This window comes from Lactobacillus sp. W8174 (assembly GCF_016100975.1).
Lineage (GTDB): Bacteria > Bacillota > Bacilli > Lactobacillales > Lactobacillaceae > Lactobacillus > Lactobacillus juensis.
Genome location: NZ_JACFRN010000001.1, coordinates 127663 through 145367, shown reverse-complemented (window position 1 = coordinate 145367; position 17705 = coordinate 127663). Strand labels below are relative to the sequence as shown.

Here is a 17705-nt window from a genome sequence, read left to right as displayed (position 1 = left end):
CATAAAAAGCAGCCGTGTTAAAAACACAGTTGCTTTTTAAATTACCAAATTTTATTTGATGTTTATTGTAGCAAACGACCTGTTTTCTAGTGCAGTCAATAATGCACGTGCAGTATCTAGACTGGTAATTAGCGGAATATTTTGCTGAATAGCAGTCTGACGAATAACAAAGCCATCAGATGTTTTAGCCAGATCATGTCCCATAGTATTAATTACCAAATCGATTTTGCCAGTTTTCAATTCATTTAAGATATTTGTGTCAGTGTCTTCATGAATTTTATCTACCAAAGCAACATGTAAATGATTTTGTTTTAAAAATGTTGCTGTGCCACTGGTAGCAAAAATACGGTAACCGATTTGGGCAAATCTTTTGGCAATAGGCAAAATTTCTTGTTTATCACGGTCTTCGATTGTTAATAAAATATTGCCGCTGTCAGGGATCTGCATGTTTGCACCTGAGAAAGCTTTGTAAAGTGCCTTAGGAAAACTAAAATCACTACCCATGACCTCACCAGTTGACTTCATTTCTGGTCCTAAATAACTGTCAACATCAGAAAGTTTGCTAAATGAGAACACTGGGGCTTTAACACTAATCATTTTAGTTTCTGGTGCCAGGCCATCATCATAACCCTGTTCCTGTAAACTTTCACCCATAATTACTCTGGTTGCCACCTGCGCCATTTCAATAGAAGTAATCTTGCTTAAAAAAGGTACAGTACGACTAGCACGAGGATTGACCTCAATAATATAAATTTCACCATCGCGCTCAATTAACTGCAAATTCATTATTCCGCGACAATTAAGCTTTAACGCTAACTTCTTAGTAATGTCGGCTATTTTTTGTTTAATTGTGGGAGAAAATGTTTGAGCAGGATAAACAGCCATGGAATCTCCGGAGTGAACTCCAGCATGTTCAATATGTTCCATTATTCCGGGAATAAGTACCCTTTCGCCATCGCAAATCGCATCGACATCACACTCGCGCCCATCAAGATAATCATCAACTAAGATTGGATGACTGCTTGCAATATCCACATGATTTTGCAAATAGTCTTCAAGTTCTGGCTGATTATAAACAATTTCCATTGCTTTTCCACCCAAAACATAACTTGGTCTGACTAAAACCGGATACCCCAACTTGTCTGCTGCTTTGATAACACCATCATGTGTGGTAGTCGTAATTCCTTGCGGTTGCTTCAAGCCCAATTCTTTTACTACTTGATCAAACAATTCGCGATCTTCAGCTCTGTTCAGGTCTTCCACACTGGTACCCAAGATTTTAACACCATGCTTTTCTAGCCCAGCTGCCAAATTAATTGAAGTTTGACCACCAAACTGGATAATTACACCTTCAGGTTGCTCAAGATCACAGACATTTAAGACATCTTCTAAAGTAAGTGGCTCAAAATATAATTTATCAGAAACAGAAAAGTCGGTTGAAACGGTTTCTGGATTTGAATTAATTACAATAGCTTCATAACCCATTTTTTGTAATGCTTTGACACAATGAACAGTGGCGTAGTCAAATTCCACACCCTGACCAATACGAATTGGACCTGAACCAACAACTAAAACTGATTTTTTACTATTCTTCCGACTCTCATTTTCGGTATCGTAAGTAGAATAGAAATAAGGAGTTTGTGAGATAAATTCTCCAGCACAAGTATCTACCATTTTATAAACTGGCACTAAATGGTTCTGCTTGCGCAAATCTCGCACTTGGTCTTCATCCTCATGCCACAAATTTGCGATAGTATGGTCACTAAAGCCGTATTTCTTAGCATTTTTGAGCACAGCCAGATCATCTGGATTAGCCTCAATAGTCTTTTCTAGATCAACAATATGCTTGACAATATCTAGAAAATAGAAATTAATTTTGGTTAATTCATGTAAGTCTGACATTGCATAGTCTCTGCGAAAAGCCTCCGCTAAATAAAAGAGACGGTCATCCTGAGCTTTAACCAGTTTATTTTCCAGTTCTTCATCACTTGCATCGTGTGCTTCAGCTGAATAAAAGTCTTTTTGGTCAATTTCCAAAGAGCGAACAGCTTTTTGAAAGGCTTCTTCAGCTGTTCTGCCTATAGCCATGACTTCTCCAGTCGCTTTCATTTGTGTGCCAAGTTCACGATTTGCTTTGGCAAATTTATCAAAGGGCCAGCGCGGTATTTTGCAAACAACATAATCCAGGGCTGGTTCAAATTCTGCAAAAGTAGTGCCCGTTACTGGATTCTTTATTTCATCTAAAGTAAGACCCACCGCGATTTTAGCAGCCATCTTAGCAATGGGATAACCCGTGGCCTTTGAAGCCAAGGCAGAAGAACGGGAAACACGCGGATTAACCTCAATGACATCATAATTAAAACTATTTGGATCAAGGGCTAACTGAACGTTGCAGCCACCTTCAATTTTTAACGCCCGAATAAGTTTTAAAGAACAGTCACGCAACATCTGATATTCTTTATCAGATAATGTCTGAGACGGTGAAAAAACAATTGAATCTCCCGTATGGATACCGACAGGATCAAAGTTTTCCATACAGCAAACAATCATGGCATTATCGTCATGATCTCTCATGACTTCAAATTCAACTTCCTTGTACCCTGCTATTGACCGTTCAATTAAACATTCAGTAACAGGAGATAATTCCAAGCCATTTTTGGCGATTTTAGCGAGTTCATCCCTGTCATTGCAAATGCCGCCACCAGTTCCACCCATAGTGAATGCCGGGCGAACAATGATGGGATAACCAATTTTGTCTCCAAAATCTAATGCCTCTTGCACTGTCTTTACACTAGTTGAAGGTGGCACTGGCTCTCCTAATTTTTGGCACAATTCTTTAAATTTTTCTCTGTCTTCGGCTTGTTCAATTGAATTGAGCTTTGTTCCCAATAATTCAATGTTTAGTTCATCTAAAATACCACTTTTAGCTAATGATAAAGCCATATTTAAACCAACTTGACCACCTAAAGTCGGTAAAATAGCATCAGGAAATTCTTTACGGATAATACGTGATACTGATTCTACAGTTAATGGTTCAATATAAACTTTATCGGCTATTGTGGTATCAGTCATAATTGTGGCAGGATTAGAATTAACCAGAACCACTTCATAACCTTCTTCACGCAAAGCAAGGCATGCTTGTGTACCGGAATAATCAAATTCTGCAGCTTGACCAATAATAATTGGTCCTGAACCAATTACCATTATTTTTTCAATATCAGTTCTTTTAGGCATGATTTTCAACATCCTTTCTTTGGTCAATCATTTGCATAAAGTAATCAAAGATGCCTTCTTCATCGTGAGGGCCAGGCGTACTATCAGGGTGAAATTGGACGGAAAAAGCAGGATATTTCTTGTGCCGCAAACCTTCGATAGTACCGTCATTAACTTCAACATGAGTAACCATTAAAATATCAGGATCAATTGAATCTCGGCTAACAGCATAGCCATGATTCTGTGAGGTAAAGCCAATATTTCCTGTGGCTATTTCACGTACAGGATGATTAAATCCCCGATGACCAAATTTCATTTTATAAGTATTCGCTCCATTAGCCAGAGCAAATACTTGATGACCCATGCAAATTCCCATTAAAGGAACATGCTTTTCTACTTCTCGGACCATTTTGACTGCACCCTGCATTTCTAAAGGATCTCCAGGTCCATTAGACAGCAAAACGCCATCCGGATGAAGAGATAATATTTTTTCAGCTGAAGTAGTATAAGGCAAAACTATACAGTTGCAATCTCGTTTGCTTAATTCACGCAAAATACTATTTTTTAATCCAAAATCTACTACAACAATATTGCGCTTTGAGCCCGGCACAGGATAAGATTTTGTAGTCGCAACTCTTTTAACTACGTCCTTTGAAAGTTGACTTGCTTTTAATTGCTCTGCAATCGCAGCAGCATTCTCCTTAGAATCACAAATTTGACCCTTCATTGTACCGTAGGCACGTAATTTTTTAACCAGTTTTCTGGTATCTATTCCTTGAATACCAGGTACATCTAGACTCTTTAAAAAATCTGGTAAAGTAGTTTGCATGCGCCAATTATCAGGGTGTCGTGCCACTTCATGGCAAATCACTCCTTTTATGCCCGGCTCAAGTGATTCATAATCTGCCAGCGTGATCCCATAATTGCCAATTAACGGATTAGTAAAAACTAAAATTTGATCAGCATACGATTGATCGGTAATTGCCTCTTGATAACCTGTCATTCCGGTTGTAAACACGACTTCACCTTTAGTCGCTTGACTTCCACCAAAGCCTTTGCCTGCAAATATACTGCCATCTTCTAAAATTAAATATCTCATTTACTTTCCTCACTTTGAAAAACAATCTGGCCGTCGACCATTGTTAAAACAGTTTGGCCATAAACTGCATCACTATTAAAAGGAGTATTCCTTCCCTTAGACTTAAAATTAGCTGCATTAATAGCTTCTTTTTTGTGAAGATCGAAAATTGCAATATCTGCCGGTTGACCTAAAGCTATTTTTCCAGCTTTTTCCAAACCAAAAGTTTTAGCGGGAGCCAAAGTGAGCCAATTTAATAACTGCTCAAGAGTAAAAATACCAGTTTTAACAAATTTAGTGTAGAGCTCACTAAAAGCCGTTTCGCTGCCAACAATACCAAATGCAGCCGTGGCAAAACCATTTTGCTTATCACTTGCAGTATGAGGAGCATGATCAGTAGCTATCATGTCAATTGTGCCATCAAGTAATCCAGCTAAAAGTGCTTTTTGATCTCCTTTGGTTCTCAAAGGCGGATTCATTTTAAAATTAGCATTATCACTGATAATATCTTCTTCTCCTAATAGAAGATGATGAGGAGCAACTTCGCAGGTAACATTAATACCTTTACTTTTAGCAATTCTGATCAATTCAACGCCTTTCTTAGTAGAAACATGGCAAACATGGTAATGAACGCCAGTCTTTTGCGCCAATAATAAATCTCTGGCAATTTGAGTTGTTTCAGCTAATTCAGTAATTGGAGCTAAATTAAATTCACTAGCCTTTTGACCTTCATTTATAACGCCATGTTTGAACAACGAATCATCTTGAGCATGTTCGGCAATAATTAAATTATTAGCCTGCGCCCTTTGCATTGCCAAATACATCGTGCCAGCATTCTGAACACCTTTGCCATCATTGCTCAGTGCAATACAGCCAGCTTTTTTTAGAGCTGCATAATCAGGAATTTCATTAGTATCTTCATTAACTGTAATAGGTGCATATTGCAAAATATGGACTACACCATTTTCACAATTGTTTTGTACCATTTTACTCATAAGTTCTGATGTATTGGGTACCGGTACTACATTCGGCATTGCACAAACAGTAGTGAAACCACCATGTGCTGCTGCCAGCGAACCGGTTCTGACATTTTCTTTATCAGTTTGTCCAGGATCTCTGTAATGAACATGTACATCAACAAGTCCTGGGCTTACTAATTGATTTTTGGCATCAATTATATTTTCTGCTTTTAAACCAATACCAATTGCAGAAATTACACCATTTTTAATTAAAAGGTCACCATGTACTATTTCTCCATCAGTATAAATATAGCCATTTTTAATCACAGTTGTCATCAAGACAATCCCCCTAATTTGCGTCCACGCATAACTGCTTCAATCATTGCCATTCTCATAAAAACGCCATTTTCCATTTGCCTTACAAACCGACACTTTGGAGCTTCAACTAAGTCACCGCTAAGTTCAACATCATGGTTAATCGGACCCGGGTGCATAATAATGGCATCATCTTTCATTTGCTCATATCGCTTTTGGTTAATTCCATATTTTGCTTGATACTCTTGAGCATCAAATTTTGCTTCGTTAGGATCACCAGCGTGTCGTTCGTGCTGAACTCTTAACAGCATCATTACATCCATTTTATTAATCAAGTCATCAATTGGTTTATATTCACCATACTTATCGTATTGTGTGTCATACCAATAATCAGGACCAGAGAAATAAACTTTGGCTCCAAGCCTGGTCAAAAGTTCCATATTACTTTTAGCAACTCGAGAATTAGTAATATCTCCTACGATAGCTACTTTAAGGCCCTTAAAATGGCCAAAATGCTCATGAATTGTCATCATGTCAAGCATACATTGTGATGGGTGCTGACCGCTTCCATCTCCGGCATTTATCACGCCTATATCAAGGTGTTGGTTTTGCTTGGGGTGTATCAGTTGGTTATAGTATTCATTTTCAGTATGCCTGATAACTTCAAGATCAATCCCGAGAGCTGCCATGATAAGTGAAGTATCGTAAAGCGTTTCACCTTTTTTGGTTGAACTGTGAGCAGGGTCAAATGGTATTACGCTTAATCCTAATTTTCTTTCTGCCATTTCAAAACTCGTGTGAGTTCTGCTAGAATTTTCAAAAAACATGTTTGTGACAAAAACTGGTTGTGTTAGGTGTGGACGAGCACCACCTTTTTTAAAGAACTCAGCTCTTTCAATAAGTGCCATTACTTCTTCAACTGTTAAGTTTTCGACACTTACAAATGATTTTAGGGTAACAAGATTAATATTTTTCATTTTTACTCTCTTCCAAAAAAATAAACCTAAAGCTTTTCAGCTCCAGGTTTAGCAAAAGGGTTTTTAGTATAGTCAGAGACTCAATAAAATGAACTCAAACCCTTCTGACCCTCTCTGGAGCCAATTAAACGGTTGAATTAATTTTTTATTGTGGCAATGGTTTTAATTCCACATTGTCTTTATTATCAATTTCTTCTACATGAACAGCTATCTCTTCATGTGATGAAGTTGGAATGTTTTTACCAACAAAATCTGCTCGAATTGGAAGTTCGCGATGACCACGGTCAACCAAAGCAGCAACGGCAATTGAACTAGGTCTGCCTTTATCCATTAAAGCATCCATTGCTGCTCTAATTGTCCGACCGGTAAAAATAACATCATCAACTAAAATCACGTGTTTATTGTTAATTTCAACACCGAGTTCACTCGAATTAACAACGGGATCTAGTTTTAATGATGCATCGTGACGATCATCACGATATAAAGTAATATCAAGCTGACCAAGTGGAACATCAACACCTTCAAGCTTCTGAATCCGATCATGAATGCGTTGAGCTAAATATACACCACGAGTTTTTATTCCTACCAGAACCAAATTCTCCGTGCCTTTATTTCGTTCAATGATTTCATAAGTAATTCTTGTCAACGCTCTTTTCATTGCTGAGGCATCCCAAATTTCTTTTGTCATTTTTTTCTCCTGTAGTACATTGCCCATGAAAAAAGCACTTAATCTATTTGAGACTAAATGCTTTGTAAAAGTCAATACTTAATTGAGCTTTCCTTGCTAGCCTCACGGGACTAATTTTAAAGGACATCTGTTTAAATATACTGTTTCGAATTCAAATTGTCAATAGTAAAGTTGGATATTGCTAATGTTAGCTTTTTAGTTATATTCAACTTGACCAACTAAATCTTTAATATCATTGACTCCTAAATTATTCAAAACCTGCGGTAAGTCATGGACAATATGCGGACAAGCTAAGGGATCCTTAAAATGGGCACTACCTACTGCAACAGCGTTAGCACCAGCAAGCATAAATTCAACCACATCTTCAGCCGATGCAATTCCCCCCATACCGATAATTGGCAAATTTGTAACCCGTCTTACCTGATTAATCTGATATAAGGCAATGGGCTTCACTGCAGGACCAGAGTAACCACCAAAATTATTTCCAAGAAGAGGTTTGCGAGTCTTTATGTTAATCCTCATACCAGTTACAGTATTTATTAAAGATAAGCCATCAGCACCACCTGTTTCAGCAGCCTGCGCTAATGCAACTATATCAGTTACATTAGGCGTCAACTTTACAAAAACGGGCAAATCAACTGTATTTTTTATTGCAGCAGTCAGTTTCTCCACCACTCTTGGATGAACACCAAATGCCATTCCACCTTGAGCAACATTGGGGCAAGAAACATTAATTTCCAGAGCATTAACCAGTTTGGAATCTGACAGCTTTTGAGCAACTTCAATATAGCCTTCTTCACTTTCACCGCCTACACTGGCAATAATCGGTAGTGCTGGATATTGCTTTTTTAAATTAGATAACTTTTCGCTGATAACTTTATCAATCCCGGGATTGGTCAAACCAACTGAATTTAATACACCGTTATCTAAAACTGCAATTTGTGGTTGAGGATTTCCTAAACGCGGATTCGGAGTAGCAGTTTTAATAATTAGCGCTCCCAGTTCGTTCAAATCAAATTTTTTTGCCGCTGGCACATCTGCGAAACCGAAAGTACCACTAGCAGGCATCACTGGGTTTTTCAAATTAAGTCCAGGCAATTTTACACTGATGTTTGTCATTTTACCCTCCAAAAATGTAAGCTCACTGTCAATACAATTATTTTTGGATATATTTTACACAATTTCTTTACTTTTTAAAAACAAAATTTTTATTGTATTTTATAAACAAAAATGGTAATCTCATTAATGATAAACTTTAAACGGTACAGAGAGACCGCAAGTTAAAAACAAGACTTAAATTAAATAAAAGGTCTATTTTGATGCACTCTCGTACCAAAATAGGCTTTTTTTGTGGAGGTTTTAATGGAAAAAGCAGTATTTGTAGCTTTGGACTTTGACAACCAAAATGATGTTCTTGAATTGCTAACAAAGCTAGGTCATCCCCAAGAAACATACTTAAAGATTGGTATGGAACTTTATTATCATTATGGATCAGAATTTGTAAAGAGTTTAGTAAAACAAGGATATCAGATTTTTTTAGATCTTAAATTACATGATATTCCTAATACAGTTTATCAAGCTGCAAGACAGATTGCTCAATTAGGTATTTTATGCACAACAGTACATGCTTTGGGCGGAAGTGAAATGATTTTAGCCGCAAAAAAGGGCTTGATAGATGGAACACCAACTGGAAATGAAACTCCCAAATTACTAGCAGTTACAGAATTGACCTCAATTTCAGAAAAAATTTTGGCAAATGAACAAAACTGTTCATTATCAATGGCAGAGCAAGTAGTTAGTCTGGCACAAACTGCAAAAAAAGCAGGTGCAGATGGTGTGATATGTTCGCCACTTGAAGTGAAAAATCTTAAAAATCAGGTTGGTTCTGATTTTTTATACGTCACACCAGGAATCAGATTGTCAAATAGTACCACTGATGATCAAAAGCGTATAGCCACACCACAAAAAGCAAAAGAATTTGGTTCAAGTGCTCTTGTAGTGGGTCGACCAATTACGCAGGCTGAAGATCCCGCTTTAGTTTATCGAGAAATTAAAAAGGAGTTTGAGTAAAATGCATCAAGATCAAATTATTAATAAGTTAGTTGAAGAAAAAATTATTACGATATCACCTGACAAACCCTACACTTATGCAAGTGGTATGTTATCTCCCATTTATACTGATTTAAGATTAACTGTTTCCTATCCAGACTTGCGTAACTGGATTGCTTCAGATTTAGCAGCTCTTATTAAAGAAAAATATCCAGATGTAAGTATAATCGGTGGCGTTGCTACTGCCGGAATTCCCCATGCAGCCTGGGTAGCCACTAAATTGCACTTGCCAATGATTTATGTACGCCCAAAGCCAAAAGATCATGGTAAAGGTAAACAAATTGAAGGTCGCTTTAATAGCAACGATCAAATTGTACTAATCGACGATTTAATTACAACTGGTGGCTCAGTTATTAATGCAGTAAAAGCAACTGAAAAAGAAGGCGGCAATGTAATCGGCGTAAGCTCAATATTTACCTATTATTTAAAAGATACTAAAGCTAACTTTGCTCAAGCTAACGTTGACTATAGTCCTTTGTTAACATATCCTGAACTATTGCAAAAAGAAAAAGAGATGAAATACATAACTTCAACAGAATATGAAGCTTTAAAGACATGGCACGAAGATCCTTGGGAATGGGGTAAAAAGTTCCAATAAAAAGCAAAGCCAATTATATTATGAGATATTAAAAACTGACCAATCTTTTACTAAGACAAGATTAGTCAGTTTTTCTTTTATTTAAAAAGGTTTAATGGTGCCTTATTGCACCGTTCAAACGAACGCGGTAATGGAAATAAACCAATATCATAAACGGTATTAAAATTAACTGTACTAAATAAAAGTATTTAACTGGTAATAAGTCATTTATAAATCCCATGATTATAGGACCGAAAGCCATGCCAAAGTCAAGACCTAAGTAAAATGTGCTACTTGCTAAGCCCTGCTCACTAATTGGCGCTAAGAGCATTGCAGTTGACTGTAAAACTGAATACATTAGACCATAACCAATAGCCATAAAAGCAGCTGCGAGAGCCATTATCCAGTTATTTTTCATTGTTGCCAGCAAAATCAGGTAAATAAGGGTGGCAGCAACACTAAACCAAAACCAAGTGCCAAATTTAACAGTATCAAAGAGATTTTTTAAAACTATTCGAATAAGCAATAGTACAACAGCATAAATTAAAAAATAGGAGCCTACATTTACACTCAAATGACGCTCTTCAACGTAAGTAACCAGATCAGCTTGTGTGGCAAAATAAGGGAAGGCAAACAAAGTAGTGAGCATTGCTATAGGCAATACGTTTTTTTGAATAATTTTAAGATGCAAAAATGATTTTTTCTGTTCTGATTGTTTAACTTTTTTAGGTTTTGCCTTATTGCCAACAAATTGAATTATAATGACCATTAAAAGGGCCGAAACTGCAGAAGCAATAATAGCAGTTCTGTATCCTGTTTTTTGATAAGTACTAATAGCCAGTGCCGGAGCAACAGCCATCGCAAGTGCATTCATCAGACCATAAAATCCCATTGCCTGACCAACGTGAGCACGTGGTACCAAAAAGGCAAGCCAAGTCGTCATGCAAACGGTGCAAAGAACATAGCCTGAACCGTTAATTAACCGAAAAAGGAGCAACCAATTGCTTGCCGGTGCTATTACGTAGCCGGTTACACCGACCACTATGAGAATTCCGCCGATAAAAGATAAACGGTATTTTGAAAATTTATCTGTCAAATTGCCAGCAATCGGTCGTAAAAACATTGCAGCTATACTCATAATTCCCACAATTAAGCCTGCAAAGCCACTACTAGCTCCCAAACTTTTAGCATAGCCGTTAATCAGAGGGTTCACAAACATGGTACTAAACATAAAAAAGAATGAAGCTGCCATAACTAATAATACATCTTTAGTATAAACCGTTTTTCCTTTTGTCATTTTTACCTCACTTACTTTAAACTTGACTTATCTATTCTATCACTTAAAGGTTGGCATATAACAAAATGAACTAAAAAGACGATCTTAAGTTAAAACATGCAATTACATGTGACCAGGAGTTATTTTGCTTAATATTTGACATCCTTTTTAAAGTCATATGATTTGGCCAAAAAAGGTTGTATGAGAGTTCAATACAACCTTTAAACTAGTGTATATGTGATTTTAAGATGTTTATTCATAGAAGAATTTTATAATTAAATCTACATGTGTGTAATATTTTTACTTAATTAAGGCAAAAATTTTACAAATTTAAACTTCTTTCTTTAATATTAGTAATTATAGTAGTGAGTTGAATTTACCTTATTTGACTTCTCTCGCTACTAATTTCTGCGTTAAGGATAAATATAATCTTTAGCATGATTAAACACTTTATAAATTTATTCCTAACATTGTATTTCGGAAAGCAACTTCAATTGATTACTCCATTGAGGTTGCTTTTTTTACTACATAACATATCCTTTCTTAAACTATTAATTAAAATTTTAAATTCAAATATCTATCCTAAATTATTTAAAATAACACTACCTCTCTAATATTATGTCTAATATATGTTAAATTAATTAGATAATATAATCCTAATAAATGAAGTCTTAAATGTCAATAAATTATTAAATTTTAAAAATATGTTTTCATTACAAAATATTATAAATAAATTTACATAAAATTTAAATAACAAAAAATATTATATTTTTCAAATAAATATAAAATATAATAAGTATTTTATAGAGTTTAATTGCATATATTTTTATTATAAATAACGCTAATAATATTATATGTAATAAAAATAAGTTAAATATTTATTATTATTTTGAAAACGCACACAAAAAGTTGTATGTCTAATTAATCCTTATTTTATTACTATTATTTCTAATAATAAAATAAAAAAATAATTACATAATAGCAGTTAATTAATATTTATAATTTGTTATTAAATAAAATTAATGCTTGCATCTATAATTTTAAGTATTTTTGAACGATTTCTAAATTTATCGCAATACTTGAGCAATTACATATCGGTTACTTTTTAAATTTAATAACTTCCCGCTAAAAAAGTGAAGAGAAATACCATTTATATGCGGCTAAAGAGAATATTAGTTATTCTAATTATTTTCAACTAGTTGAAAAATTACTTAATGGCTAATTGGTCTAGTTAAAAAACTTTTCTAAAATAAAAAACGTCAAGCTAAATTGTAGCTTGACATTATAATATTGGGCACATGCAAGAAAAATAATTAGCCCGTTCTTTATCAGACTTTACATTATTTCCCTAATTAATAAATTTCCAGTTTTTAAATTTCGCTCTTATTATAAAACTAAAACAAAATTTTTTAGTAGCCCATATAACGATTTCTTTCCCAGTCAGAAACAGTTTGAGTGTATTGGGACCATTCTAATTCTTTAGAATCAATGAAACTTTGAGTCAAATGTTCACCCAGAGCTGCTTGAATTAATTTATCCTTTTTAAAGGCTTTTAAGGCATTGTGCAATGTTGAAGGAAGTGGCTTTATTCCCATCTCATTAAGTTGTTCCTCACTTAAATCAAATAAGTTGCACGTAACAGGATCCATAGGCATCTTTTCTTCCTTAATTCCGGCCATTCCTGCACTTAAACATGCGGCTAAAAGCAAATATGGGTTAGCTGTAGGATCAGCAGAGCGCATTTCAAGACGAGTATTTAATTCCCCTGCAGAAGGTACTCTAACCATAGGAGAACGATTCTTTGAAGCCCAAGAAATATATACTGGAGCCTCAAAACCCGGAATTAAACGCTTGTATGAGTTAACAGTCGGGTTGCCAACTGCTGTAATGGCGCGTGCATGCTCCAAAATACCATTTAAAAAGTATAAAGCAGTCTTGGATAAATGATATTTATTATTTTTATCATAAAACGCATTTTTATTGCCTTTGAATAAAGACATGTTGGTATGCATCCCGTTACCAGCTTGACCTTGCAAGGGCTTAGCCATAAATGTGGCAAACAGCCGATGTTTCTTAGCTATTTCACGCACAATCATTTTAAAAGTTTGCACACGATCAGCAGTTGTCAACGCATCATCAAATCTGAAATCAATTTCCTGCTGACCATCCCCTACTTCGTGGTGTGCAGCTTCCACTTCAAAACCGATACTTTCCAAAGTTTCAACAATATCTCGGCGACAACTTGCACTTTCATCGTTTGAGGTTAAATCAAAATACGAGGCATGGTCTGGAACCTGAGTAGTCCAATTACCATTTTCATCAAGTTTAAGTAAATGAAATTCGGCTTCAAAACCAATATCAAAAGCAGTAAAGCCCAATTCTTTCATTTGACCAATAACTCTTTTAAGATTATTTCGTGGATCACCTGCAAAAGGTTCACCATCAGTAGTATGAACAGAACAAGTTAAGCAACCAATTTTACCACCTGTACTGTCACCCCAAGGCAAAACGGACCAGGTGGAAAAATCTGGATATAATATCATATCACTTTCTTCCAAACGAACAAATCCGTCAATTGAAGAACCATCAAAGCGCACGTCATTTTCTAAAACCTTGTCTAACTGACTATTTGGAACTTCAACTGCTTTTAATGTTCCATTAATATCTGTGAAAGCCAGTCTAATAAATCTGACATCATCTTCTTTGACACTTTTCCTTATGTCATCTGCTGAAATTTTCTTTGTCATGTTTCTCCACCTAAAAAATCACACAATAATTGGTACAGTCTAAACTAGAAATTTTATTCTTGTTTAAAACTAGACTTAAGATTAGCAAATGATTAAAACCTTGTAAAGTGGTCTAACAAAAAATAGCAAAACTTTACCAAACTTTTACTTTACATTTATAAATATCTTTGATTAATTCTCGAAAAATAATTCATTAACTGCATTGGTAATCGCAATTTTTACATGAGCATAAGTTAATCCGCCCTGCATATATAAGGCATAAGGTGGTCTAATTGGACCATCCCCAGAAAATTCAATACTTGCACCTTCAATAAATGAACCATCAGCCATAATTACTTGATCTTCATATCCAGTATCATTACTTGGAATAGGATCAACGAATGAATTAATTGGCGAGTTTTTCTGTAAAGTTTTGGCAAATCTGATCATTTTGTCCTTGTCATGAAAAATTACTGTTTGAATTAAGTCAGTTCTGTTTTCATTCCACTTAGGAGAAACTTCTAAGCCCATCTTTTCTAATAAAGCTGACGCATAAATTGCACCTTTAATTGCATTACCAGTCACACTTGGTGATACAAAAAGGCCCTCAAAATAATCAAGATTATTGTTTAAACTGGCTCCTTCTTCGCGACCAATCCCACCTGCTGTGAGCCTTACCGCAGTATTCTCAATTAGTTCATGCTTACCAACAACATAGCCACCTATTTTGGCCAATCCGCCGCCAGCATTTTTAATTAAAGAACCAGCCATTAAATCGGCACCATATTCAGTAGGTTCATGTTGTTCAGAGAATTCTCCATAACAATTATCTACAAAAATGATGCTCTTAGGTGAAACTTCCCTGATCATTTTAATCATTGGCTTGATTTTTCCCACTGTAAAACTCGGTCTGGTATTATAGCCTCGTGAACGCTGAATAACAACCATTTTAGGTTGGTGTTTTGTCAACAAATTTCGTGCAGAAGCAAAATCAACACTGCCGTCAGGTAATAAATCAACATGAGAGAACTTAACGCCATATTGCTTCAAACTGCCACGACCGTTGCCGGCAATTCCAATAACTTGTTGCAATGTATCATAAGGCATCCCAGTTAAATAGGTTAATTCATCACCTGGGAGCAGATTGCCTGCCATTGCAGTGGCTAAAGTATGGGTACCAGAAACAAATTGCGAACGGACTAAAGCATCTTCAGTGTTAAAAATTTGTGCGTAAATACGATCTAGCTTATCTCGACCGCTGTCATCAGACCCATAACCAGTGCTGCCAATTAAATCAGATTCAGCAACAGCCTTATCTTTAAAAGCTTCTAAAACTTTATTTTGATTAAATAAGATATTTTGATCAATTTTTGCTAATTGGGGTGCTATCTGCTTGTCCGTCTCAGCTACTATTTTATTTAATTTTTCTGGCCAGTTATTCATTTAACCATTCCTCAACTTTCTGTTTAATTTCATTTAAACAATTCGGATCTTTAAGTGGATCAAACCAAGTGACAGGTAATTGATGACGAAAATACGTCAGCTGCCTCTTAGCATATCTTCTTGAAGCTGTTTTTAAATTTGAAACGCAATTTTCAAGGCTATCTTGTTTTTTAAAATAAGGAAAAAATTCTTTATAACCGATAGCCTGCAGGATCGTATATTCATAAGCCCTATTTTGATAAATAAAATTTGCTTCTTCAAGCAAGCCTTGTTTCATCATTTGATCAACACGCTCATTGATCCTACGGTAAATTACAGTGCGGTTAGAATTGAGACCAATGATAAGGTAATCATATCTTGGTTCTATGTTTTTTTGCTGCTGAGAAAATTTTTTCCCTGTACGCTCTATTACTGTTAGTGCCCGTAAAACGCGTCGGGTATTATTTAAAGGAATTTTTTGAGCGGCATCTGGATCTCGCTTATCTAATTCCGCCCACAATTCATTTTTTCCCTGTTCCTGCAAAAATTTTTCCCATTTATCTGTAATCACTGCTTCTTGGTGAGATGGTTCTCCTAATTGCATTTTGTTTAAAAGTGCATTGACATAAAAACCGGTACCACCTACTAAAAGTGGTAGCTTATTTTGGGCACTGATTTGCTCAACAGCCTTTTCCGCCTGCTCAATGAAATCTACCACAGAATACGGCTCAAAAACTGATCGAGTATCAACAAGATAATGTCGAATCGTCTTTTGTTCTGTTGGAGTTGCTTTAGCTGTTCCAATAGCCACCTCTTTATAAACCTGCATTGAATCACCCGAAATTATTTCAGCATTTATTTTTTGAGCAAGCTGAATTGCCAAAGAGGTCTTTCCAATTGCGGTTGGCCCAACGATTGCCAAAACTTTTTGCATCTTTTTCCTCATTTAATTAATAATATAGAAAAAACACGTTTGAAAAATCAACAAACATGTTTTCTAATCAATATTTGGATTTTTTTGTACGACCGTCCCATTCATCAAAACCATTTTTTAACCATTTAATAGACGAAAAGTTCTTTTTCTGTAGAAATCTGGCAGCACGTAAAGTAACTGATAAAGAATCGGAATATAAATAAACCGGAAGGTCCGACCTTAATTCAGTATATTGATACTTAAGCATCGTGTATGGCAAATTTCTGGCACCATCAATGTGTTTTCTCTTGAAAGGCTCTTTTTCACGTAAATCCACTACCTGAGCTTTACGCATTCCCTTATTAAATTCATCATTAGACAAGTCTCCACCGCCCAGGCGCTTAGTCTGTATTTTATTCCATAACCAAACTGCAATGAAGGCTAAAATTACAATAATTAAAACTGCATCTAGAATAAATAAAAATGTTGACATAAATTGTATTTCTCCTACTAAAAGTTTCTAAAAACAATATACCCTTAATCAAGCTTAAGAGTCAGGCTTATTGCCTTTTCTGCGTTCTTCATATTCGTATTCTCGTCGCAGTATTATTTTTGCAACTAAATAATCATGCTTATCGATTAAATGCGAACGATTGATGTTATCTAGTTCAAGAGCCATCAGTTCAATATCCCAAATTCTCTTTCCTACATGGACAAAAATGCCGTATTTTTCCAAAAGCTGTTGTACATCATACAGAGTTTTCATTATAAGTTGATTACCATACCCATTCTGACAGCTGCCACACAATAAATTATCAAAGCACAAACTGCAACAACGCGCATTTTTATTGAATAATTTCTTAAATTTTTTTCACCCAAAATAACAGCAATTAAAAATCCGGCTATAAAACCGCCAATATGTCCCGGGATATCGATATTAGGAGCAAAAAGATCAAGGCCTATATTAATCAATGCCAGCCAGAATGACTGTCTGCCGAGATAAACAAGAATTGGATTCGTACGATTTTGCAATGCAATAGCAGTCATTGCTCCAAAAAGGCCGAATAAAGCCGTTGAAGCTCCAGCACTAATTGCGTTATCATTTCCCCAAGCCAGGCTTAAAAGATTTCCACCAATACCTGAAAGTAAATAGATGGCTAAAAAACGCCAATGACCTATTATGGTTTCCATATAAACACCTAGGTAATAAATCATCACTGCATTTGATATTAAATGCATAATTCCAATATGCAAAAATTGTGCAGTAAACAGGCGCCACCACTGATTACCTATAATGATAGCATCATTTTTCATAGCCCCCATTTTCATTAAAACATAAATATTTTCGGAGCCACCTATTGCAGTTTCAATTAAAAAGACCAAAAAAAGAATAACCAATATACTGACAGTTATATAACAATTTTTCAGGTTTTGTCGCTGGTTCATAATAGC

At 35.6% G+C, this 17705-nt stretch carries 15 protein-coding genes; 2 read left to right on the top strand and 13 right to left on the bottom strand.

Annotated elements, in window-relative coordinates; all coding sequences use genetic code 11:
• Nucleotides 1-51: 51 nt before the first annotated feature.
• The 6 genes from carB to H3U49_RS00815 all read right to left on the bottom strand — a co-directional run bounded on the left by carB (nt 52) and on the right by H3U49_RS00815 (nt 8349).
• The gene (gene carB, locus H3U49_RS00840) at nt 52-3234 is read right to left on the bottom strand and encodes a carbamoyl-phosphate synthase large subunit (protein ID WP_198178910.1); all 3183 of its coding nucleotides are present in this window, start codon (nt 3232-3234) and stop codon (nt 52-54) included.
• Entirely contained in the window at nt 3227-4312 is a 1086-nt protein-coding gene (locus tag H3U49_RS00835) for a carbamoyl phosphate synthase small subunit (RefSeq protein ID WP_198178908.1), read from the bottom strand. The genes carB and H3U49_RS00835 overlap by 8 nt, the downstream gene beginning before the upstream one ends.
• The gene (locus H3U49_RS00830; protein ID WP_198178906.1) at nt 4309-5586 is read right to left on the bottom strand and encodes a dihydroorotase; all 1278 of its coding nucleotides are present in this window, start codon (nt 5584-5586) and stop codon (nt 4309-4311) included. Before H3U49_RS00830 ends, H3U49_RS00835 begins: the two co-directional genes overlap by 4 nt.
• Entirely contained in the window at nt 5586-6542 is a 957-nt protein-coding gene (locus H3U49_RS00825) for an aspartate carbamoyltransferase catalytic subunit (RefSeq protein ID WP_198178903.1), read from the bottom strand. The genes H3U49_RS00830 and H3U49_RS00825 overlap by 1 nt, the downstream gene beginning before the upstream one ends.
• A 145-nt stretch (nt 6543-6687) precedes the next feature.
• The gene (gene pyrR, locus H3U49_RS00820) at nt 6688-7230 is read right to left on the bottom strand and encodes a bifunctional pyr operon transcriptional regulator/uracil phosphoribosyltransferase PyrR (protein ID WP_198178901.1); all 543 of its coding nucleotides are present in this window, start codon (nt 7228-7230) and stop codon (nt 6688-6690) included.
• A gap of 195 nt (nt 7231-7425) precedes the next feature.
• The gene (locus tag H3U49_RS00815; protein WP_198178899.1) at nt 7426-8349 is read right to left on the bottom strand and encodes a dihydroorotate dehydrogenase; all 924 of its coding nucleotides are present in this window, start codon (nt 8347-8349) and stop codon (nt 7426-7428) included.
• A gap of 243 nt (nt 8350-8592) precedes the next feature.
• On the opposite strand from H3U49_RS00815, the gene pyrF reads away from it, so the two are divergent.
• Together pyrF and pyrE are read left to right on the top strand one after the other, a co-directional pair.
• Complete coding sequence (pyrF, locus tag H3U49_RS00810; RefSeq protein WP_198178897.1) at nt 8593-9300, top strand: orotidine-5'-phosphate decarboxylase; 708 nt, start codon at nt 8593-8595, stop codon at nt 9298-9300.
• A gap of 1 nt (nt 9301) precedes the next feature.
• On the top strand, nt 9302-9937 hold the full coding sequence (gene pyrE / locus H3U49_RS00805; protein WP_198178895.1) for an orotate phosphoribosyltransferase: 636 nt from the start codon (nt 9302-9304) through the stop codon (nt 9935-9937).
• 91 nt (nt 9938-10028) lie between these two features.
• Here pyrE and H3U49_RS00800 read toward each other — a convergent pair whose 3' ends face one another.
• The 7 genes from H3U49_RS00800 to H3U49_RS00770 form a co-directional block, all read right to left on the bottom strand.
• Nucleotides 10029-11213: an MFS transporter gene (locus H3U49_RS00800; protein ID WP_198178893.1), complete on the bottom strand. Its 1185-nt coding sequence runs from the start codon at nt 11211-11213 to the stop codon at nt 10029-10031.
• A 1388-nt stretch (nt 11214-12601) separates the two neighbouring features.
• Nucleotides 12602-13939 (bottom strand): type I glutamate--ammonia ligase, encoded by a 1338-nt coding sequence (glnA, locus tag H3U49_RS00795; protein ID WP_198178891.1) that lies wholly within the window; start codon nt 13937-13939, stop codon nt 12602-12604.
• A 171-nt stretch (nt 13940-14110) separates the two neighbouring features.
• Nucleotides 14111-15361, bottom strand: coding sequence for a methionine gamma-lyase family protein (locus H3U49_RS00790; RefSeq protein ID WP_198178889.1), 1251 nt, complete (start codon nt 15359-15361; stop codon nt 14111-14113).
• A complete protein-coding gene (gene miaA / locus H3U49_RS00785) occupies nt 15354-16274 on the bottom strand; it encodes a tRNA (adenosine(37)-N6)-dimethylallyltransferase MiaA (RefSeq protein WP_198178886.1) in 921 nt (306 codons plus the stop codon). The genes H3U49_RS00790 and miaA overlap by 8 nt, the downstream gene beginning before the upstream one ends.
• Nucleotides 16275-16341: 67 nt before the next feature.
• Nucleotides 16342-16746, bottom strand: a complete 405-nt coding sequence (locus tag H3U49_RS00780; RefSeq protein ID WP_198178884.1) for a rhodanese-like domain-containing protein — start codon at nt 16744-16746, stop codon at nt 16342-16344.
• A 54-nt stretch (nt 16747-16800) separates the two neighbouring features.
• Nucleotides 16801-17019, bottom strand: a complete 219-nt coding sequence (locus tag H3U49_RS00775; RefSeq protein WP_198178882.1) for a YqgQ family protein — start codon at nt 17017-17019, stop codon at nt 16801-16803.
• Entirely contained in the window at nt 17019-17699 is a 681-nt protein-coding gene (locus H3U49_RS00770) for a rhomboid family intramembrane serine protease (protein WP_198178880.1), read from the bottom strand. Before H3U49_RS00770 ends, H3U49_RS00775 begins: the two co-directional genes overlap by 1 nt.
• Nucleotides 17700-17705: the final 6 nt, after the last annotated feature.